The 20,602-nt window shown below is 51.7% G+C and carries 22 protein-coding genes; 16 read left to right on the forward strand and 6 right to left on the reverse strand.

The annotated features are described in order from the left end of the window. Nucleotides 1-73: 73 nt before the first annotated feature. The 7 genes from M0220_RS08250 (at nt 74) to dtd (ending at nt 6,533) form a co-directional block, all read left to right on the forward strand. Nucleotides 74-634 (forward strand): TRAP transporter small permease subunit, encoded by a 561-nt coding sequence (locus M0220_RS08250; RefSeq protein ID WP_264019116.1) that lies wholly within the window; start codon nt 74-76, stop codon nt 632-634. Then, entirely contained in the window at nt 634-2,037 is a 1,404-nt protein-coding gene (locus tag M0220_RS08255; protein ID WP_030071455.1) for a TRAP transporter large permease, read from the forward strand. The genes M0220_RS08250 and M0220_RS08255 overlap by 1 nt, the downstream gene beginning before the upstream one ends. Before the next feature lie 183 nt (nt 2,038-2,220). Next, nucleotides 2,221-3,330, forward strand: a complete 1,110-nt coding sequence (locus M0220_RS08260; RefSeq protein WP_264019117.1) for a TRAP transporter substrate-binding protein — start codon at nt 2,221-2,223, stop codon at nt 3,328-3,330. Between the two features lie 199 nt (nt 3,331-3,529). After that, nucleotides 3,530-4,360 (forward strand): bifunctional hydroxymethylpyrimidine kinase/phosphomethylpyrimidine kinase, encoded by an 831-nt coding sequence (gene thiD / locus M0220_RS08265; RefSeq protein WP_264019118.1) that lies wholly within the window; start codon nt 3,530-3,532, stop codon nt 4,358-4,360. Between the two features lie 157 nt (nt 4,361-4,517). Next, a complete protein-coding gene (locus tag M0220_RS08270; protein ID WP_030071449.1) occupies nt 4,518-5,363 on the forward strand; it encodes a universal stress protein in 846 nt (281 codons plus the stop codon). Nucleotides 5,364-5,434: 71 nt separating this feature from the next. Then, nucleotides 5,435-6,016, forward strand: a complete 582-nt coding sequence (locus tag M0220_RS08275) for a chalcone isomerase family protein (RefSeq protein ID WP_264019119.1) — start codon at nt 5,435-5,437, stop codon at nt 6,014-6,016. Between the two features lie 79 nt (nt 6,017-6,095). Then, a complete protein-coding gene (gene dtd / locus M0220_RS08280; RefSeq protein WP_264019120.1) occupies nt 6,096-6,533 on the forward strand; it encodes a D-aminoacyl-tRNA deacylase in 438 nt (145 codons plus the stop codon). A gap of 49 nt (nt 6,534-6,582) precedes the next feature. Here dtd and M0220_RS08285 read toward each other — a convergent pair whose 3' ends face one another. Continuing rightward, nucleotides 6,583-8,529 (reverse strand): ATP-binding cassette domain-containing protein, encoded by a 1,947-nt coding sequence (locus M0220_RS08285; protein WP_264019121.1) that lies wholly within the window; start codon nt 8,527-8,529, stop codon nt 6,583-6,585. A 29-nt stretch (nt 8,530-8,558) separates the two neighbouring features. Between M0220_RS08285 and M0220_RS08290 the strand changes: the two genes are divergently transcribed. The 7 genes from M0220_RS08290 to M0220_RS08320 all read left to right on the forward strand — a co-directional run bounded on the left by M0220_RS08290 (nt 8,559) and on the right by M0220_RS08320 (nt 14,965). Next, nucleotides 8,559-9,131 (forward strand): TIGR02444 family protein, encoded by a 573-nt coding sequence (locus M0220_RS08290; RefSeq protein WP_030071444.1) that lies wholly within the window; start codon nt 8,559-8,561, stop codon nt 9,129-9,131. A 268-nt stretch (nt 9,132-9,399) separates the two neighbouring features. Next, on the forward strand, nt 9,400-10,446 hold the full coding sequence (locus M0220_RS08295) for a TRAP transporter substrate-binding protein (RefSeq protein ID WP_030071443.1): 1,047 nt from the start codon (nt 9,400-9,402) through the stop codon (nt 10,444-10,446). A gap of 296 nt (nt 10,447-10,742) precedes the next feature. Further along, entirely contained in the window at nt 10,743-11,321 is a 579-nt protein-coding gene (locus M0220_RS08300; RefSeq protein ID WP_030071441.1) for a TRAP transporter small permease, read from the forward strand. A gap of 28 nt (nt 11,322-11,349) precedes the next feature. Next, on the forward strand, nt 11,350-12,633 hold the full coding sequence (locus M0220_RS08305) for a TRAP transporter large permease (protein WP_030071438.1): 1,284 nt from the start codon (nt 11,350-11,352) through the stop codon (nt 12,631-12,633). A 21-nt stretch (nt 12,634-12,654) separates the two neighbouring features. Next, a complete protein-coding gene (locus tag M0220_RS08310; RefSeq protein WP_030071435.1) occupies nt 12,655-13,098 on the forward strand; it encodes a universal stress protein in 444 nt (147 codons plus the stop codon). Between the two features lie 136 nt (nt 13,099-13,234). After that, nucleotides 13,235-13,915, forward strand: a complete 681-nt coding sequence (locus M0220_RS08315; protein ID WP_264019122.1) for an FKBP-type peptidyl-prolyl cis-trans isomerase — start codon at nt 13,235-13,237, stop codon at nt 13,913-13,915. Continuing rightward, nucleotides 13,916-14,965, forward strand: a complete 1,050-nt coding sequence (locus M0220_RS08320) for a PHB depolymerase family esterase (protein ID WP_264019123.1) — start codon at nt 13,916-13,918, stop codon at nt 14,963-14,965. Between the two features lie 41 nt (nt 14,966-15,006). Here the strand turns inward: M0220_RS08320 and M0220_RS08325 are convergent, their stop codons facing one another. Together M0220_RS08325 and M0220_RS08330 are read right to left on the reverse strand one after the other, a co-directional pair. Next, a complete protein-coding gene (locus M0220_RS08325) occupies nt 15,007-15,615 on the reverse strand; it encodes an SCO family protein (RefSeq protein WP_030071429.1) in 609 nt (202 codons plus the stop codon). Between the two features lie 5 nt (nt 15,616-15,620). Beyond that, on the reverse strand, nt 15,621-16,124 hold the full coding sequence (locus tag M0220_RS08330) for a hypothetical protein (protein WP_030071427.1): 504 nt from the start codon (nt 16,122-16,124) through the stop codon (nt 15,621-15,623). Nucleotides 16,125-16,230: 106 nt separating this feature from the next. On the opposite strand from M0220_RS08330, the gene M0220_RS08335 reads away from it, so the two are divergent. Both M0220_RS08335 and M0220_RS08340 read left to right on the forward strand, forming a co-directional pair. Then, on the forward strand, nt 16,231-17,145 hold the full coding sequence (locus M0220_RS08335; protein ID WP_030071425.1) for an AEC family transporter: 915 nt from the start codon (nt 16,231-16,233) through the stop codon (nt 17,143-17,145). Nucleotides 17,146-17,542: 397 nt separating this feature from the next. Continuing rightward, nucleotides 17,543-18,538, forward strand: a complete 996-nt coding sequence (locus tag M0220_RS08340; RefSeq protein ID WP_264019124.1) for a 2-hydroxyacid dehydrogenase — start codon at nt 17,543-17,545, stop codon at nt 18,536-18,538. Nucleotides 18,539-18,588: 50 nt separating this feature from the next. Here M0220_RS08340 and trmB read toward each other — a convergent pair whose 3' ends face one another. Genes trmB through thiS form a run of 3 tightly spaced genes read right to left on the reverse strand, consistent with a single transcriptional unit; the run spans nt 18,589 to nt 20,418 of the window. Next, nucleotides 18,589-19,347, reverse strand: coding sequence for a tRNA (guanosine(46)-N7)-methyltransferase TrmB (gene trmB, locus M0220_RS08345; protein WP_264019125.1), 759 nt, complete (start codon nt 19,345-19,347; stop codon nt 18,589-18,591). Between the two features lie 14 nt (nt 19,348-19,361). After that, nucleotides 19,362-20,156, reverse strand: a complete 795-nt coding sequence (locus M0220_RS08350) for a thiazole synthase (RefSeq protein WP_030071418.1) — start codon at nt 20,154-20,156, stop codon at nt 19,362-19,364. Between the two features lie 40 nt (nt 20,157-20,196). Then, complete coding sequence (gene thiS, locus M0220_RS08355; protein WP_030071417.1) at nt 20,197-20,418, reverse strand: sulfur carrier protein ThiS; 222 nt, start codon at nt 20,416-20,418, stop codon at nt 20,197-20,199. Nucleotides 20,419-20,602 lie beyond the last annotated feature (184 nt).

Raw genomic sequence — 20,602 nt, forward strand, 5'->3', positions numbered from 1 at the left:
CGCTGCATTGTCTGCGTATATGCGCTATTGTCTGCCCCCTGACTCCACTAGCCGTTTTACGCGAGACACTTCCATGTCGGACACAACACAACTACCTGCGTTTATCGCTGCGCTGGACCGCATTTCGGAGTGGTTTGGACGTAGCATTGCGTGGCTGATCATCATTATGATGTTGATTCAGTTCGCGATTGTACTGCTTCGTTATGTTTTCAGCGTTAACAGCATTTTTATGCAAGAACTGGTGATGTATATGCATGCCAGTGTCTTTATGCTCGCTGCGGCCTATACCTTTCGCCACGATGGTCATGTACGGGTTGATATTTTTTATCGTGGAATGACGCCCCGCCGCCAGGCGGTAGTTAATATTGTGGGCATTATCACTTTGTTAATGCCCGTGATGATTTTTATCATCGCTTCCAGCTTTGGTTACGTTGCTAACTCTTGGCGTATTATGGAGACCTCCTCAGACTACGGTGGCATTCCAGCTGTCTTTGCACTGAAAACGTTAATACCGCTCTTTGCTGCGCTGATGATCCTGCAAGGTGTCATTGAAGTGGTGCGCAATGGCTACGTATTTACTGGCCGGATATCCCCGTCTATTGGTGATGACAACCATCTTGAGGAGCGCGTTTGATGCTGGAATTTATGCCAATTATTTTATTTGCCTCCATCTGCATTGTGTTGATGTTTGGCTTTCCGGTGGCGCTTTCGTTAGCAGGTACCGCGCTGCTATTTGCAGGCATGGGATTAGGTTTAGAAGCCATAGGTATCGACGCTAACTTTGATAGTGGTTATCTCGCTGCGTTGCCCAATCGGCTTTACGGCATTATGACCAACCAAACGCTGCTGGCAGTGCCACTGTTTGTTTTAATGGGCGTTTTGCTTGAAAAGTCTAAAGTAGCTGAAACACTACTTGATGCCATGGCGCTGCTGTTTGGTGCTATGCGTGGCGGCTTGGGTATTTCGGTGACGTTGGTAGGAATGCTGATGGCGGCCTCCACCGGTATTGTAGGTGCGACGGTGGTTACCATGGGGCTTATGTCGCTACCCACTATGTTAAAGCGTGGTTATAGCACCTCACTGGCAACCGGTACTATTTGTGCAACTGGCACGTTAGGCCAGATTATTCCGCCTTCTATTGCGCTAGTCCTTTTGGGTGATGTGCTGTCCTCGGCTTATCAGCAGGCGCAGCTCTCTATGGGCATTTTTAGTCCTAAAACAGTCTCTGTAGGCGACTTATTTATGGGTGCCCTGGTGCCAGGGCTGATCCTGGTGGTGATGTATATGATTTACGTTGCCCTGGTGGCGCTATTTCGGCCGCATATGGCACCAGCCGCTAATCGTGAAGAGCTGATGGCAGAGCTTGGGCATACCTCAGGCCTGGGAATGCTACTGTTGAAAGGCTTAGTACCTCCCGTAGTACTTATTGTGGCGGTACTTGGCTCGATTTTAAGTGGTTTTGCAACGCCTACTGAAGCATCGGCCGTTGGCGCCTTTGGTGCTTTGGTGTTAGCCCTTGCTTATCGTCAGTTGGATTGGGCAACGCTGAAAGACGTGCTGCGTTCAACTACCCATGTGACGACCATGGTGTTCATGATTTTGATCGGTGCTGCCCTGTTTTCGTTGGTCTTCCGGGCTTATGGTGGCGAGCATATGGTCACTGAACTGTTTGAAGGTATGCCCGGTGGGGTAGTGGGCGCGACCATTATTGTCATGCTAGTCATCTTCCTACTTGGCTTTATTCTCGACTTTATCGAAATCACCTTTGTGGTGGTGCCTATCGTTGGGCCGATTCTTCTGGCCATGGGTCTTGATCCGATTTGGTTGGGCATCATGATCGCTATTAATCTGCAAACATCGTTCTTAACCCCGCCATTTGGTTTTGCGCTGTTCTATTTACGTGGTGTGGCACCACCCTCGGTGCCTACTTCGGCGATTTACCGTGGGGTAATCCCGTTTATTTTGATGCAGCTTGCCATGTTACTGATGCTAACGTTTTTCCCGCAGCTCGCCACATGGCTGCCAGGGCTACTCTGACATACGCTGTTTTGATGAGTGCCGAGTTGAAAAATATCGTTACTATCAACGGCACAGAGTGGCAATCTTAAGTAAAGCCGCAAAGCTATAAATAGTCACGGCTTGTAACAGACCGCCTGGCCAATAGTGCTAGGCAGTAATCTCTCTACCCATAACAGTAAAAATAGAAATAAGAGGGTTCGTATGAAAGCCAAAGCTCTACCTGTCGCTATTGCGATGACAACTGCGCTATCCGCTAGCTTGCTGGTGGTTTCAAGTTTTGATAATCAGGCCCAGGCGCAAGAAAACTTTCGCTGGAAAATGGTCACCTCCTGGCCGAAAAACTTCCCAGGTGTAGGGCAGGGGCCTGAGCGGCTCTCGCAGTTGGTGGAAGAGATGTCCGATGGTCGCCTGACCATTGAAGTCTTTGGCGCTGGTCAGTTGGTGCCGGGGTTTGAAGTATTTGATGCTGTATCCGATGGTACCGCTGAACTTGGCCACTCGGCTTCTTATTACTGGAAAGGCAAAGCGCCCGCTGCGCAGTTCTTTGCTGCCGTACCGTTTGGCATGAACGCACAGGAAATGAATGCTTGGCTGCATTTTGGCGGCGGTATGGAGCTTTGGAACGAGCTGTATGATGACTTCGGTGTCGATGTGCTGGTGGCCGGTGCTTCTGGTGTACAAATGGGCGGTTGGTACAACAAGGAAATCAACTCGGTTGATGACCTTGATGGTTTGAAAATGCGTATGCCAGGGCTTGGTGGTGAAGTAATGAGCCGTATGGGCGTAGCGATAGTTAACATGCCGGGCGGTGAAATTTTCACCTCGCTACAGTCTGGAGCCATTGATGCAACCGAATGGATTGGCCCATATAACGACTTAGCCTTTGGCCTGCACCAAGCCGCTGATTATTACTATTACCCAGGATGGCACGAGCCGACCGTAATGTTTGAAGCTATTGTGAACGAAGAAGCGATGGCTGAACTACCGGCAGATTTACAGGCCATTCTTACCACGGCCGTGCGCGATGTTAATGCTAATGTGCTAGACGAATACACCGCGCGTAATAACGATGCGCTAGTGACGTTGGTCAACGAGCATGACGTTGAGTTGCGCCGTATCCCTGATGATGTTCTTGCTCAAGCCCGTGAGCACTCTGCCGATGTCGTGGCAGAGCTGGCGGAGTCTAGCGAGCTGGCAACGCGTATCTATGAGTCGTACCAAGCGTTTCAGAATAAGGTAGAAGACTACCATGCGATTTCTGAACAGGCGTATTACAACGCGCGTAATCCCGAGGGGGACGCGACGCAGTAAAGGCCTAGCAGTAAAGGCCTAATAGTGACATAAATATGCTACTGGCATTTTACGCTTGTTGAACATGCAATGGCCGCCTAAGGGCGGTCATTGTTTTATTTAAGCAGCCCTGTCTAAAAAGTCCTTGCTTAAGCAGTTCTTGTTTAGCTGCGCATTTGGGTATGCTAGAGAACTACTGAACCGTTAAGTAAGGAACCCCATGTCTATCGACTCCCGCCTTCGCAATGTACTCACCATCGCGGGTTCTGACCCTTCTGGTGGCGCAGGTATTCAAGCAGACCTCAAGACGTTTTCCGCTTTAGGTACTTATGGCACCAGTGTGGTGACAGCACTGACGGTGCAAAACACGTGTAGCGTGGCAGCGGTGTACCCTGTGTCGGCCCAGGTCATTCGTGAGCAGTTAGCGCACCTGTTAAATGACGTCGAATTAGAGGCGGTTAAAATTGGCATGGTCGCTAGCCGTGAAGTTGCTGAAGTCATTGCTGATGTGTTGCGCCAAAACCGTCCCCGCTGGGTCGTCTTGGACCCGGTTATGGTGGCAAAAAGTGGTGATATTTTGGTTGGCGATGCTGGCATACGCGCAGTGCGCGACATACTGGTACCTTTAGCGGACGTCATTACGCCTAATTTGCCCGAAGCGGCGGTGCTCTTAAATACCGAACCGCCTACTTCACTAGACGATATGGAAGCGATGCTGCCAGCGCTGGTGGAGTTGGGAGCGCCTTACGTGGTGCTGAAAGGAGGTCATCTGCGTGGGGATACTTGTCCAGATTTACTGGCAACCCCAAATGGACACACATGGCTTCCTGCCTCGCGTATTGCCACTGACAACCTGCACGGCACAGGCTGCGCACTCTCCTCTGCAATTGCGGCGTGCTTGGCGAAACTGCCTGCTGATGCAGAGGCCAGCGCGCCTAAGCAGGCAATTGGTGAAGCAAAACAGTGGTTGCATGCTGCATTAGAAGCGAGCGCTCGCCTCAATGTCGGTCGTGGGCGAGGACCTGTACATCATTTTCACGCGTGGTGGTAAGAGAAATGATCTAGCGCAATAAGCATGTAGAGCAGCGGTGGAAAAGGTAAGAGACACCTTGCGGTATGTACAAACGAACACCATGCTGAACAGTGCCTGTATGGCTATCTAACGTGCCTACTGACGGTGCCGACTTGATCGGCCAAGGAGTTGTGCCATGTCTCGCACGCTGCTATTTGCTACGGATCTTTCTCAGGATAACCGAGCTGCCTTTGCTCGAGCTTTACGGCTAGCCTATGCCCAAGGAGCGCAGCTCGACATTCTTCATGTCCTTGACCCCTATCTGCCCCGTCGTGTTCTTCACGACGTTGAAAGCGCGGTGAATGAAGACATCAGCGCCACCCTGACCGATCTGCGCGAAGATTACGCGCTGGAAGCGCCTTCGTTACTCATTCAGACCGTTGTGGGTGCACCGCATGTTGAAATCGTTCGAGAAGCTCACGAACGTAATGCCTCGTTAATTATTATGGGTATGCACCGTAAACGCGGGCAAAAAGACCTTCTTTTAGGCACTACCGTTATGCGTGTGTTGAGAAGTGCGCCCTGCCCAGTGGTGGTCGCCTCTTATCTACCAACCCAGCCCTGGCAACATATCCTGGTGCCAATCGATTTTTCGCTTACCGCTCGTCAAACACTCAGGGAGGCACTCATTCGCTTCCCTGAAGCGAAGCTGACACTCCTGCATGCCTGGAGCTTGCCTGGAGAGCGCGAGCTGGGCTCTCAGGCTAATTTTGCCCAGTGGCGAGATCATGAAGTAGAGCGCTTACGTAGGACGTTGGATAACGAAATTGAGAGTTTAATGCGTGATCTTGATGGCGTGCCTGATGTTGAGCTAGTGCTTGAGCCAGGGCAGCCCTGCGATGTGCTCCACGATTATATGAAGCGCCACTCACCCGATTTAGTGATTATTGGTAGCCGTGGCCAGCCCCAGCACACTAGCCAAGTGACCGAAATGCTGCTGGGCGAACCTCATTGTGATCTCATGTTGTGTCGCTCTTGGTAATTGTTGTACGGAACCTTTATTTTTATTTTGTGTATGTATAGCTAATGTTCCGAGTGAAAGAGGTTTTCGCTATGCTATCTGTACACAAATATCCTTTAGCGCTAGGCGCGCTGTTAACAGTAGGTATTTGCCTATTGGCACCTAATGTATTGGCCGATAGCGTCACCGAGCGAGGGGAGCGCTTTGAGCGCATCGTGGACAGTGATGGGCAACGTTATGCGCTAATAGGGAGTGGGGTGTTTCGCTACATGATTTGGACGGCGTATGCAGGGGCCTACTATCAGCTTGAAGGGGAGACTGAACCACAGCCGTTGAGTAATGTGCCTCGGCGTCTTGAGCTAGCTTATTTTCATGATATTGAGGCAGCCGACTTTGCTGAAGCGACTGAGAAAACGCTAAAAGCGTCGCTGACACTCTACGAGTTTAATCAGATCGAAGAGGGCCTAGAGCGGCTGAACCAAGGCTATCGTGATGTCACACCTGGTGATCGCTATCTGCTCAGTTGGGATGGGGAGGCGCTGCAGCTCGCCCTTAATGGTGATGTGGTGTTTGAAGACGAGAGCGTAGAGTTCGCCAGTGCTCTGTTTGGTATTTGGTTGGGCGAGCGCCCACTAAGCGATGACTTTCGTAATGCACTGTTAGGCCAGCGTTAAGACGGTAAAAGGCTTTTGGCTGACGCCTAGGCAAGCGATTACACTATCTCTTCTTGGGATAATATCGTAAGGGGAAAGTGTGAAGGCACTGATTCAGCGGGTGAAAAATGCCAGTGTGACGGTCGAGGGTGAAACAGTGGGAGCCATTGACCATGGTTTGCTGGCATTAGTGGGTGTTGAAAAAGGCGATAGCGAGGCTGATGCTGAAAAACTATTGCATAAGCTGCTGCACTATCGTGTCTTCAGCGACCATGACGATAAGATGAATCTTAACGTACAGCAGGCAAACGGAGGCCTATTGCTAGTGTCTCAGTTCACCCTGGCCGCTGATACGCATAAAGGACTGCGTCCCAGCTTCTCTAGCGCAGCTTTGCCTGAGGAAGGGCATCGGTTGTTTGATTACTTGGTGTCCAGCGCCCGCTCTGCTTGGCCCACTGTGGCTACCGGCCAGTTCGGTGCGAATATGCAAGTGGCGCTGGTTAACGATGGGCCGGTAACGTTCTTGCTTGAAAGCTAACTTTTTTAGCGCTGGAGCGAGAGTGGCGCAATTTTGTAGTGGTGCGGTCTTAGGTGTCTTCGCTGGCCAACAGCTCCGCTTCCATGGTTTCTAACGCCTCCTCTGCTGCCAGCCACTGCTGTTCAGCGTTGTCCAGGCGGCTTTTGATTTTCGCCTGTTGGGCAAGTGCATCGGTAAGCTCTACTTTACGAGCACTGTCGGTATAAAGTATTGGGTCAGCCAGAATAGCTTCTACTTCTTCAAGCTCGCGCTGAGCTTTCTCCATGGTTTTTTCAGCTTGATCGCGCTCTTTTTTCAGCGGCCGTAGTTTCTCGCGCAGTTCCGCCGCTGCCTTACGGGCCGCTTTGCGGTCACCGCTGGGCTGTTGGCTTTGGCGGTCGCTTTTCTCACTGCGCGAATCCCGGCGGCTCTCTTCCAATCGTGCCTTCAACCATACCCGGTAGTCGTCGAGGTCGCCATCAAAGGGTTCTACCCGGTGGTCTGCCACCCGCCAGAACTCATCGACTGTGGCACGCAATAGGTGGCGATCGTGGGATACCAGAATGACGGTGCCTTCAAAGCTTGCCAGCGCCTCGGTCAACGCCTCGCGCATTTCCAGATCTAGATGGTTGGTTGGCTCATCGAGTAGCAGGAGGTTAGGTTTTTGCCAAGCAACCAGCGCGAGTGCCAAGCGCGCTTTTTCACCGCCTGAGTAGGTGCCAACTTCGCCAAAGGCGTCATCGCCCTTAAAGCCAAAGCCACCTAGGAAGTTGCGAATTTCCTGGTCGCTCGCGGTAGGAGAGAGCCGCTGCACATGGACAAACGGTGTCGTGGTCACGTCCAGGCTCTCCAGCTGGTGCTGGGCAAAGTAGCCAATGGCCAAATGCTCGCCAGGCACCCGCTTACCCTCTAGCAGCGCTAGCTCGCCGGTCAGTGACTTAATCAGCGTTGATTTGCCCGCGCCGTTGGGGCCTAACAGGCCAATGCGGCTGCCGGGTAATAGCGTAATGTTGACTTTCTTTAATTGGGCGACATCCCCCGTATCGCCGCGATAGCCCAAGGTGGCTTGATCCAGCACTAGCAGCGGGTGTGAGGTCTTATCTGCTGCAGGTAGGGTGAAGTGAAAAGGTGAATCTGTATGAGCAACGGCGATATCGCCCATGCGTTCCAGCATCTTCACACGGCTTTGTGCCTGCTTTGCTTTTGTTGCCTGGGCGCGAAAGCGTGCAATAAAGCGCTCAATCTCTTCACGGCGAGCCTGCTGTTTGGCCGCTTCAGCCTGCTGCAAAGCAAGCTTTTCAGCTCGGGTGCGCTCAAAGCGGGAATAGTTGCCGCGGTAGAGCTCTAGCGTCTGGTGGTGCATGTGCACGATGTGATCACATACGGCATCTAGGAAGTCACGATCGTGCGAAATGAGCAGCAACGTGCCTGGATAGCGGGTTAGCCATTGTTCAAGCCAAAGCAGGGCGTCGAGATCAAGGTGGTTGGTCGGCTCATCAAGTAGCAATAAATCAGATGGCATAAATAGCGTGCGGGCTAGATTCACCCGCATACGCCAGCCACCGGAAAAGTCCGACAAGGGCCGCTGCAGATCCGCTTGCACAAAACCGAGCCCCACCAATAGCTGCGATGCTCGCGACTCTGCCGTGTAGCCATCCAGCGTTTCTATTAAGCCATGCAACTCGGCCTCGCGATGCGCATCGTCTGCTTTGCGTGCAGCCAGCAGATCAGTCTCAGCTTGACGCAGCGCGTGATCCCCATCAAGTACGTACTCCACAATGGGTCGATCCAGTGCTTCCACTTCCTGGGCCATGTGGGCTATCCGCTGGCCACCGCTCATCTCAACGTCGCCTTGGTCAGGGCCAAGCTCGCCTAGCAGAAGTTTGAATAAGCTCGACTTACCGGCGCCGTTTGCCCCGATAATGCCAGCTTTTACGCCGCTGTGGAGCGTAAGATCAGCGTTATCGAGTAGTGTTTGTGTGCCCCGTTGCAGGGCGACTTGGCGCAGTGCGATCATGCATTCTCCCGAGAAAAGTGGGTAAATCAATGTTCGATTCTAACCGATTACAGCGCTTACAGCAGGCTTCGCTATGGGATTTTGCACTGGCATTTTATGCTCAGCCAGGGGTTGAGCAAGCATGCCTTGTGCTACAGGACAGGGCCGGGGTTGATGTGTGTGAGCTTCTAGTCCATGGCTGGCTCTACCAATACGGCCTTCAGATAATGCCAGATGCGTTGGCGGTGGAGCGCAAAGCGAGCAATCACTGGCAGCAGTCAGTGACGGCCGTTTTACGCCAGCTACGTCGTGAACTTAAGCCACAAGCAGTAAACAATGGGGCCGTTGCGCAGTTGCGAAAGACGCTTCAACAGGCTGAGTTGCAGGCTGAGCGTGAGAATCTTCAACGCTGGCAGCAATGGATATTGCAAGCGTCTACCCATAAACAGCGTTTAACAAACTGCGCTATAAGCCAGCATGATGTTGCACAATGGCTGCAAGATAGGCTGTTTTTTGATGCGCTTGCACTTGAGCAAGTGGTTGTGCAACCTGAACGCGAGAAGGTTAGGGAGGCACTTAATAGGCTTGCGACACAGCTTGACCGCTACGAGCGACCGCGCTAGCCTGAAATTAAGCTATTTTTGAATAACGCGTGTTTATAAGAGTGTCATGGCTCTTTTTAACTGTTTTAAAAGCTATTTTTGAAGGCTGTTCTAAACGAATCAAAAAAGACATGCTTTTATGAATAATGCTGATAAAGACAGTTGTTTCAAGAGACCTGTGGCAACGAACGTAGCAATGAGTAGAGTGTTTTAGAGCAGCACGCATTATACAAAAATTGAATACTGGCGCACTCGTACAGCGCGCTTACCACTGCTAGGGGAACTTCGCATGAAGGCAAGCAAGTTAATTTCGACTCGTTCAGTAACGACCAAGTTAATGACGACTGCGAGCATCGGTGCACTTTTATTTGGCCTCAGCGCTGCCGCTCAAGCAGACAACTGGCGTTATGCCCACGAAGAGTACGAAGGCGACGTTCAGGATGTGTTCGCTTACGCCTTCAAAGAATATATTGAAGAGAATTCTGATCACAGCGTTCAGGTTTATCGTTTTGGTGAGCTAGGTGAGTCTGACGACATCATGGAGCAGACACAAAACGGTATTCTTCAGTTCGTTAACCAGTCACCTGGGTTTACTGGTTCGCTTATTCCAGAAGCGCAAATTTTCTTCATTCCTTACTTATTACCTACCGATGAAGAAACTGTCCTCACTTTCTTTGATGAGAGTAAGGCTATTAACGAGATGTTCCCGGAGCTTTATGCCGAGCAAGGTCTTGAGCTGCTGAAGATGTACCCTGAAGGTGAAATGGTCGTCACTACCGATGAGCCGATTAGCTCGCCGGATGATATGAATAACAAAAAAATTCGTACCATGACGAACCCTTTGCTTTCAGAAACTTATGATGCCTTTGGTGCAACACCGACTCCGCTGCCGTGGGGCGAAGTATATGGTGGCCTGCAAACCGGTATTATCGATGGTCAAGAAAATCCGATCTTCTGGATCGAGTCTGGCGGTTTATATGAAGTGTCACCGCACCTTACCTTTACAGGCCATGGTTGGTTCACTACCGCTATGATGGCGAATCAGGACTTCTATGATGGCTTGTCTGATGAAGATAAGGAGCTAGTACGGGAAGCGTCTGATGCTGCCTATGATCACACAATCGAGCACATTAAAGGGCTAGCTGACGAAGCGTTAGCTAAAATTCAGGAAGCTTCCGACGAAGTGACAGTAACGCGCCTGAACGAAGAACAGATTCAAGCCTTCCGTGAGCGTGCACCGCAGGTTGAAGAAGCCTTCTTGGGCATGACGGGCGAGCGTGGTGCTGAGCTACTTGAGCAGTTTAAAGCTGATCTCGAAGCCGTAACTAACGAGTGATTTAGCGTTTAGCACCCTCGCTTCAACGAAAAATCACCTAGGGGCAGCCAGCGCTGCCCCTTTTTTGTTCTTAGATGCTTAGCCGGATCTGACGACTACGTAACAAAAAAAGCGCGTAACCATACGTAAAAGACAGAAAAATTTACGTCCATCCAGCGTTGAAGCGGAAAGAGTTATTAACCGTTACGCTACAAAATGAGCAAGGCCGGACACGCTCCGTTCGGTGGTCAGTGAAGGAAGAGGCGCTACGCAGCCCCGGATAGTTAGCCGCCACGCTGCATAAGAGGAGATCGGCGATGACCGAAGAAGAGTCTGAAATAAATTACCGTTCGGGTTTGCCCGGCATACTAGGTGTGATCGACACCGTAATTAGCAAAATCGAGTCAGTGATACTGGCGATGGGGGTTTTGCTAATGGCGTTGAATACGGTCACCAATGTTATTGCCCGCTTTGTATTTGGTAATAGCATTATGTTTTCAGGTGAATTAAACCGTATTTTAATCATTATGATTACCTTTGCGGGTATCGGTTACGCTGCTCGCCACGGCCGTCACATTCGCATGTCGGCAATCTACGATGCGTTACCGGTTGGTGGACGAAAGGTATTGATGATAGTTATTTCGTTATTTACCTCTCTCGTTATGTTCTTTCTGCTTTATTACTCCGTGGTGTACATACTCGACCTGCAAAGCAAGGGTCGCGTATTGCCGTCTCTTGGGATTCCCATTTGGATTATTTATATCTGGGTACCTATGGGCTTTCTGATTACAGGCATTCAATACCTGTTGACGGCGATTAAAAACCTGACCTCTCGAGATGTATATCTCTCTACTGGGGTAGTCGACGGTTACAAAGATACCGAAACTGAAGTGTAAAGCAGGGCTTATACTCTAGGGGAACGCTATGACGACGATAATGGTAGTCACCATGATTGCCCTGCTGCTGCTGGGCTTTCCTATGATGATTCCGCTGATTACGGCAGCGGTAATCGGCTTTTATATGATGTTTAATGGCTTTGGCCAAATGGATACGCTGATTCAGCAGATGATGGCGGGTATCAGGCCAGCCTCGCTGATTGCAGTACCAATGTTTATTCTGGCGGCCGATATTATGACGCGCGGCCAGTCGGCTAATCGGCTGATCGATATGGTGATGTCCTTTATAGGCCATATTAAAGGGGGGCTTGCGGTCAGTACAGCAACGTCTTGTACGCTGTTTGGTGCGGTTTCGGGGTCTACTCAGGCAACCGTAGTGGCAGTTGGGTCACCACTGCGGCCTAAAATGCTGAAAGCGGGCTACTCTGACCCCTTCACACTGGCTCTGATTATTAATGCTAGTGACATTGCCTTCCTGATTCCTCCTAGCATTGGCATGATTATCTACGGGGTTATTTCGGGCACCTCGATTGGCGAGCTGTTTATTGCAGGCATTGGGCCAGGGTTATTAATTCTGCTGATGTTCTCAATTTATTGCGTTATTTATGCTGTAGTAAAAGATGTACCTACTGAGCCGCGAGCTAGCTGGAAAGAGCGCGCAGTCGCCGTACAAAAAGCGCTTTGGCCGCTGGGTTTTCCTGTCATTATTGTGGGTGGTATCTACGGTGGTATTTTTAGCCCGACGGAAGCGGCGGCAGCATGCGTGCTCTATGCTGTGCTGCTTGAGTTTGTGGTGTTCCGTTCGCTGAAGATGAAAGATATTTATGCGATTGCTAAATCCACGGGCTTAATCACTGCGGTGGTCTTTATTTTGGTCGCTGTGGGTAATGGATTTTCCTGGATAATTTCATTCGCGCAGATTCCACAAATGATTCTGGAAGCGGTCGGCGTTAATGAGGCTGGGCCTACAGGCGTGCTGATTGCGATCTGTATCTCTTTCTTTGTTGCTTGCATGTTTGTTGACCCAATTGTGGTCATTCTGGTGCTTACGCCCATTTTTGCTCCTGCGATTGCAGCCACCGGCCTTGACCCTGTTCTGGTAGGTATATTGATCACGTTACAGGTAGCAATAGGTTCGGCGACACCGCCCTTTGGCTGCGATATATTTACCGCGATTGCGATTTTTAAGCGGCCTTACTGGGAAGTCATCAAAGGTACACCGCCCTTCATCTTTATGCTGATTTTAGCGGCAGCGCTGCTGATCATGTTCCCGCAAATTGCGCTGTTCCTGCGTGATGTTGCCTTCCGCTAAGCAGTCACAAGGAGATCGCGGATGTTTAATCGCATATTAATTCCCGTAGATGGTTCAAAAGGGGCGATTAAGGCACTGGAAAAAGCAGTTGGCCTGCATATGCTTACTGGTGCAGAGCTTTACCTGCTGTGCGTGTTCAAACATCACAGTTTATTAGAGGCATCTCTTTCTATGGTGCGGCCGAACAAACTGGACCTGCCTGATGATGCCCTTAAAGAGTACGCTACTGAAATAGCGGTACACGCTAAAGCCTACGCTATAGAAATGGGAGCAGATAGCGCACGAGTCAGAGCATTTGTGAAAGGTGGACGTCCCTCTCGCACTATTGTGCGTTTTGCCCGTAAGCGGGAGTGCGACTTAATTGTGATTGGCGCTCAGGGAACCAACGGCGAGAAAAATCTGCTGCTGGGTAGTGTATCCCAGCGTGTGGCAGGTGCGGCACACTGTCCCACGCTGGTCGTTTAAGCGACTAAACTACGGCATGTAATAGTGGTCTGAGTAACACCCGCCTTCTCAGGTAATGCAGCCTGAGGTGGCGGGTGTTAGTCTTTGAGGCACTCAAACATTTGGCGCGTTGCGCCGTTGGATAAGGTTCTTTTTCATGAAAGCATTGTTTTCTTCAACCGCCCTGGCAAGTTTGTTACTGGTCGCTCCCTTTGCAGCCGCAGCCCCGGAAACTGACGAACAGCGCCTTGCTTATAGCTTAGGCGTCACCCTTGGCGAGAGCATGCAGGCAGATATTGAAGACCTCGACCTTGATGCGTTTACTGACGGTATGCGTGATGTTTTTGATGGCAATGAATTAGCGTTAAGTGAGGAAGAGATGATGGAAGCGCTGGTCGCTTTCCAAGAGCGCTCTATGGAAGAGCGTGAGCAAGAAGCTGCAGAAATTGCTCAGCTTAATTTAGAGGAAGGCCAAGCTTATCTGGCTGAAAACGCTGAGCGTGAAGAAGTTGAAGTAACGGAATCTGGTTTGCAGTATGAAGTGCTTGAGTCTGGCGATGGCGCAACGCCTGGTGCTGAAGACACCGTTGAAGTGAACTATGAAGGTATGCTGCTGGATGGCACCGTATTTGATAGCTCCTTCGAGCGTGGTCAGCCGGTGAGCTTCCAAGTCAATCAAGTTATTGAAGGTTGGCAAGAAGCCCTACAGCTGATGAGCGTTGGCGATAGCTGGATGTTATATATTCCCGCCGAGTTGGCTTACGGTGAAGCTGGTCAAGGCCCTATTGGCCCGAATGAAATGCTGACGTTCCGCGTTGAACTGTTAGGCGTCGAGTAAATGATACGTTCCGCCGCTTCTACCTCTTGCCTGTTTAGCGCGCTCTTACTGTTAGCCAGCACGGCTGTTCATGCTGAAGCAGAAGACATGCCGCAGGATTTGCCGGCACTGAGCGCAGCGAGTGACCATGCTAGCGTGGTCGGTGTCTCATCAGGTGGTTACATGGCTGCGCAGTTGGCGGTTGCTTGGCCGGAACGCTTTAGTGGCGTAGGCGTATTAGCGGCGGGTCCGTGGAGCTGCGCCCAAGGCGCACTTAGCTTAGCTCTTAACCAGTGCATGAACACTCGCCGTGGGCTGCCTTCCCTGGATGAACTAGATCGACGTCGCGAGCGATATGAGTCCCTCGAGCAGGTGGGTGAGCGTGATGCGCTAAGCCAGCTGCGTGCCTATGTATGGCATGGTGATGAAGATGACACGGTCTCCCCAGAGTTGGGACGTTTGTTGGCAGAGCAATGGCAGCGCTGGCTGGCATCGCCAGAACAGCTGCGTTTCGTAAGCAGTGAAAACACGGGCCACGGTTGGCCCATAAAACTGCCAAAGCAGGCTGGTGCTAGCCCCCAGGCGCTTGGCGGTTGTCGACAGGGTGGGGGAAGCCATGTGCTTGCCTGTGATGAAGACGTTGCCGGAGACATGCTTTCATGGCTATATCCTGAGCGTGATGCTGCTGCTAGCGAGGGCGAAGTGATCGCCTTTGATCAGTCAGAGTTTGCTGTTAAAGGCTTGGCTGACGTGGGTTATCTGTTTATTCCTGAAGCATGTGAGGCGGGCGGCTGCCCTGTCACTATAGCGCTGCATGGCTGTCAGATGAGCACGGACGCGATAGGCAATACGTTTATACGCCATAGCGGCTTAAATCGCTGGGCAGCAGACCATGGTCAAGTAGTGCTCTACCCGCAGGCTGAAAGCAGTATGGCCAACCCGCAGGGGTGCTGGGACTGGTGGGGCTTTGCCGAGAGCACTTGGCAACTCAATCCGCTGCATGACACACGGAGTGGCACTCAGGCTAGCGCATTAATGGCAATGCTTGAGCAGCTACAAAGCGCGCCTTAAACTCAGGCGCGTTGTTGGTATGGCGTTTGTTATATTGCTTACTAGCGGGCTAGCTCATTCTCTAGCGCTGACACTAATCCGTGTGGCGCTGGAGAGTAAAGTACTCTCTGTAAAATATCGCCGTCTCTGTTAACCAAAAAAAGCGATGCGCTGTGGTCAATGGTGTAGGCCATGGCGGAATCGGGTGCTTCCACACGCCGCCAAATAACGCCATAGCGCGCCGCGACGTCGTTAAGCTGCTCTTGACTACCTACTAAGCCGATAAATTGCTCGCCAAAGAACTGCATATACTCTTCCATGCGTGGCAGCGTATCGCGTTCAGGATCTACCGTTACCATGATTGGCACGACGCGCTCACGCTGAGTATCGCTTAGTTGGGCTAGCGCTTGGCGCTTAACAGCCTGATTCATCGGGCAAACGTCAGGGCAGTAAGTGTAGCCAAAGGAAACAATCGCAATATCACCTTCCTCTAGCTGAGACAGTGAAAAATCCCCCTGAGTAGACGGCATTTCTATGGGCCCTCCCGACACATCTCCCTCGTCAGGCTGGAAGGCAAACTGGTAAAGGCCGATAGCGGAAACGGTTAGCAGGGCAAATATAAGTAGTAGCCCTAGCCATAGTGATTTACGGTTAATGGGTTTAGCTGCCATGCGCATTAGCTCCTAATCACGTCGAAGTCGAACCAACTGCCCAGCTTGCCTTCTGGCGTCTCCAGGATAACCCGCGCCCGCCACGGCATCACGTCTTGCGTACAAATACCGACCTGCCCTTGGCCATGAAAGTGTCCTGGCGCTGTGGCGGTTAACGCAAAGCGGTGTAAGCCCATATCCATATCGCGACCAATAAAGTCGACTGTTACATGGCTGGGGTTGAGGCCCTCAACTTCGACATCCAGGGGCAGGATATCCAGTGCGTCGATTCGGCCATCGGCATCAACGGTCAGGGTTAAGCGGCCTTTATCTCCTAGAATCGCTGAGCAGGTGCTGGTGTGTAGATTGCAGTTGGCGTTTGGTGTAAACCAGGTGATATCACCATCATCGCGTAGCCAATTGGCGAACACGTACCACGTACAGGCAGCCAGTGCGATGCCAGTAATGAGGATAAGCACTTTAAGCGCAGGAAACCCCGTAAAGTAGGCAGGTTTAGGCAAATTCTTCATGGCAAAATGGTCACTACGCAGGCCGTAAGGTGGAAGTTGGTTTCATGGTAACAGTAATCGGACGGATGTCGCTGTGCTGGGATGTCGCAGTTAATAAGGAATCATAATGGAGAGCATTACTGGCGCACTTGGGCCACTGTTTTTATTGATTTTACTCGGTGCCGCTATTGGCTACTGCCGTTGGCCAAGTGCTGGTTTTTGGCCGCAGATGGAACGTCTGATCTACTTTGTGCTGTTTCCTGCGATGCTGATAAGTACGCTGGCGACTGCCGATGTCAGCCAAGTGCCGGTTGCTCGCTTAGCACTGGTACTGCTCGGCACAATGGGGATTTTTGGCCTAGTACTATGGCGCTTCCGTGGCTATTTGGGACTAACGCCTGCGGCTTTCACCTCGGTGTTTCAAGGTGCTGTGCGTTTTAATACCTATGTAGGCGTCGCAGGGGCCGCGGCACTGCATGGCAGTACAGGAGCTACTGTCGCGGCTGTAGCGGTAGCGCTTATGGTACCGGTAGTGAACGTGATGTGTGTCGCAAGCTTTGTGGCAGCAGGTACGCTGGGTAGTGCAAGCCTTGGACAAAGTGCTCTTGCGTTGGCTAAAAACCCGCTGATTTTAGCCTGCCTGGCGGGAGTAGGGCTTAATCTTTCAGGGGTTGGCTTGCCTGGTTGGAGCCAGGATACGGTAGGGCTGCTGGGTGCTGCAGCGCTGCCGCTAGGGCTAATTGCCGTGGGTGTGGCGCTGCGCCCTGCGGCATTGTTGCGCCTTGACCGTGGCGTGATAGCGACGAATAGCATCAAGCTGCTGCTGATGCCTGCGTTAGTACTGCTATTGGCTAACTTGGTGGGCCTGGAGCCTATCAGCCGTGACGTGGCGCTACTTTTTGCAGCGCTGCCTACCGCCACATCAGCTTATATTCTTGCTCGCCAACTAGGTGGTGATGCAGAGCTGATGGCGGCCATTATTACCGGTCAAACACTGCTTGCAATGCTAACACTACCGTTATGGTTGCAGCTGGTGGGGTAGTGTAAAAACACGAGTTTAAAAATAAATAAAAAGTATTCGCATTTGGGTTGACGGGGTAAATGAGAATGATTATATTGTGATGGTCAGCGTTTGATGAGACGCTGGCAACCAAGACAGCTACTTGGCAAAAATTAGCGCCAGTTTTCTGTCATGGTTTCTCCCTCTCATTGCTAGTCACGGTCTTTTGCCGCTCCCTTTGGAGCGGCTTTCTTTTTTCTAGCAATACTTTTTCCTAGCAGTACCTTTTTCTAGCAGTACCTTTCTTGTTTTTAGTGGCTGCTTTCTTTGACCCCGATGTCTATCTTCTTTGACCTCGATGTCTATCTCCTGCTCTGTTTCAGTAGATAATAGCCAAATTGCCTATGCTGAACTTCCTTCAAGAGCCAGGACTACTGCTATGCGCGTTGCTGTTTTTAGTGCTAAACCTTATGACCAAACCTTCCTTACCCGTGCCAATGCTGCGAATTGTCATGAACTCAGCTTTTTTGATGCGCGCTTGGTCGTCGATACGGCGCCGCTTGCGAAAGGGTTTGAGGGCGTCTGCGCCTTTGTAAATGACCACTTACATGCCGATGTGTTAGAGCAATTACACAACGGCGGTACACGCTTAGTGGCCCTGCGTTCAGCAGGGTTTAACCATGTTGACTTAGCCGCAGCCGAACGGTTGGGTATTACCGTGGTGCGGGTGCCCGCTTATTCTCCTCACGCGGTGGCTGAGCACGCGGTAGCGCTGGTGATGAGTCTTAATCGCATGACGTTCCGTGCCTACAACCGTGTGCGCGAGGGTAATTTCGCTCTGGATGGTCTGCTGGGGTTCGATTTGCACGGTAAAACCGTGGGCATCATTGGTACCGGACAGATTGGGTTGATCTTCGCTGATATCATGCATGGCTTTGGCTGCCGAGTGGTTGCCAACGATCCCTTTCCAAACCCAAATGCCAAGTCGTTTGTAGAGTATATGCCGTTGGCGTCGCTCTATGCCCAGGCGGATATTATCTCGCTGCACTGCCCGTTGACGCCTGAAACTGATCACCTGATTAATGCTGATGCCATCGCTCAGATGAAGCAAGGCGTGATGCTGATTAATACCGGGCGTGGGCGAGTGGTGGACACACAAGCGGTCATTGCTGGCTTAAAAAGCGGCCATATTGGTCGTCTGGGGTTGGATGTCTACGAAGAAGAAGAGCAACTGTTTTTCGAAGATCTCTCGGACAAGATGATTGATGACGATCAGTTTATGCGCCTAACAACCTTCCATAACGTGCTGATTACAGGGCATCAGGCATTTTTTACCGGTGAAGCGTTGACCAACATTGCCGAGATCACACTGGCAAATATTGATGCCTTTGAACGCGGTAGCGGTACGCTGCATCGCGTCGTTTACGATAAGTGAACATAAACGACGCTTAGCTTGCCGTTAATCGCTGCCTTTAATGGCTACTTTTAAACCTCACGGCGGTAGATTAAGTCCCATACGCCGTGGCCAAGCTTTTCGCCGCGAGCTTCAAATTTGGTGAGTGGGCGGAACTCAGGCCGTGGCACGTAGGGCGCTGTTTCTGAGCTAGCAGTATTGGCATAGCCGGGTGCAGCGTCCATCACCTCGGCCATCCACTCGGCGTAGGCTTCCCAGTCGGTTGCCATATGGAAAGTACCGCCGGGCTTTAAGCGCGTGCGAATCAGCTCAACAAACGCAGGCTGCACAATACGCCGCTTGTGGTGCTTCTTTTTTGGCCACGGGTCAGGGAAAAACAGCTGCAGGGTGGTCAATGAACCTTCCGGTAAGCACTGCTCAAGTACTGCTAGGGCATCTTCGCGATAAACGCGCAGGTTGGTTAGGCCGCGTTTATCTACCTCATCTAGCAGCTTGCCCACCCCTGGTGCGTGAACCTCAATGCCAATAAAGTCAGTATCCGGGTGGCGCTCGGCTTGCTCAATAAGTGAGTTGCCCATACCAAAGCCGATTTCGACCACCCGTGGTGTTTGGCGGCCAAACAGGGCGTCCAAGTCCTGGCGCCCATCGGCAATCGTCAGTCCTAAGCGTGGCCAAACGTCTTCCAAGCCACGGCTTTGCGCTGGCGTCATGCGTCCCGCGCGAATCACGTAGCTCTTAATTCCCCGCCGGTGTAATGGGGCATCAGCGTTTTCAGGGCCGGTGGTGGCGGTGTTAGCGCTGTTGGGCACGGTGTCGTTGGTATCGGTCATGGTATCTCTGTGTATCAGCCGTTAATCCGGCCTGCAAAAGGCGAAGAGGGGTCGGCGCTCTGGCGGCGTTGCATGCGGCCCGCTAAGAAGGCATCGCGGCCAGCTTCTACAGCCAGTTTCATCGCGCGGGCCATACGCAGCGGGTCACGGGCGTGAGCAATCGCCGTGTTGAGCAGCACACCGTCACAACCTAGCTCCATTGCCATGGCGGCGTCAGATGCGGTGCCAATGCCCGCATCGACCAGCACAGGCACACTGCTTTGCTCAACAATCAGGCGTACATTATGCGGGTTTTGAATGCCGTGCCCTGAGCCAATCAGCGAGCCCAGCGGCATGATGGCGCAGCAGCCCATGGCTTCTAATTCACGTGCCACAATGGGGTCGTCGCTGGTGTACACCATGACATCAAAGCCGTCAGCCAGTAGTGTCTCAGCGGCTTTTAATGTCTCGACCACATTAGGGTAGAGCGTGTGATCGTCGCCGAGTACTTCCAGTTTGACCAGGTTATGACCGTCGAGTAGTTCACGCGCTAAGCGGCAGGTGCGTACAGCGTCTTTGGCGTTGTAGCAGCCTGCGGTGTTTGGCAGCAGCGTGTAGCGCTGAGGGGAAACGACATCGAGTAGATTAGGCGCGTCAGCATCCTGGCCTAAGTTGGTGCGCCGCACGGCAAAGGTGACAATTTCCGCGCCACTTTGGGCAATGGCTGCGCCGGTCTCGGTAAAGTCTTTGTACTTGCCAGTACCCACCAGCAGGCGGGAGCTGAACTCGCGTCCAGCAACGGTAAATGGTGTATCAGTTAGTGGCGTCATAGCGGTTCCTTGTGAAAGCAAAAACGGGTGACGGGCTGCGCTAGCCGCCGCCGATGGCGTGAACGACTTCAATCTGGTCGCCATTGGCTAAATGCGTTTGGGCAAGCTGGCTTTTGGGTACGATTTGTTCGTTAATTTCCACCGCAATGCGGCGCCCAGTCAGGCCTAATTGCTCGATCAGATCGGCGGCGCTAAGGCCGGCTGCCAGCGTATGTGGTTCGCCATTGAGTGTCAGTTGTATCGACTCATGAGGAGTGGACATAACGGTAAGTATTCCCAGTCGGTGAAGCAAATTATTGTCTATTGTAGCGGTTTCGTACCGCTCAAGGTACGTGACCGTGTTAATCAGCTTAGTGGCGTATCGATCGCGTATTTTGGGTACTTGTGATGCGTATTCATAGCAAATACTTATAGTAAGTACTTATAGCCAATAGTTATAAAAGGTA

The organism is Halomonas qinghailakensis (genome assembly GCF_025820815.1).
GTDB lineage: Bacteria > Pseudomonadota > Gammaproteobacteria > Pseudomonadales > Halomonadaceae > Vreelandella > Vreelandella qaidamensis.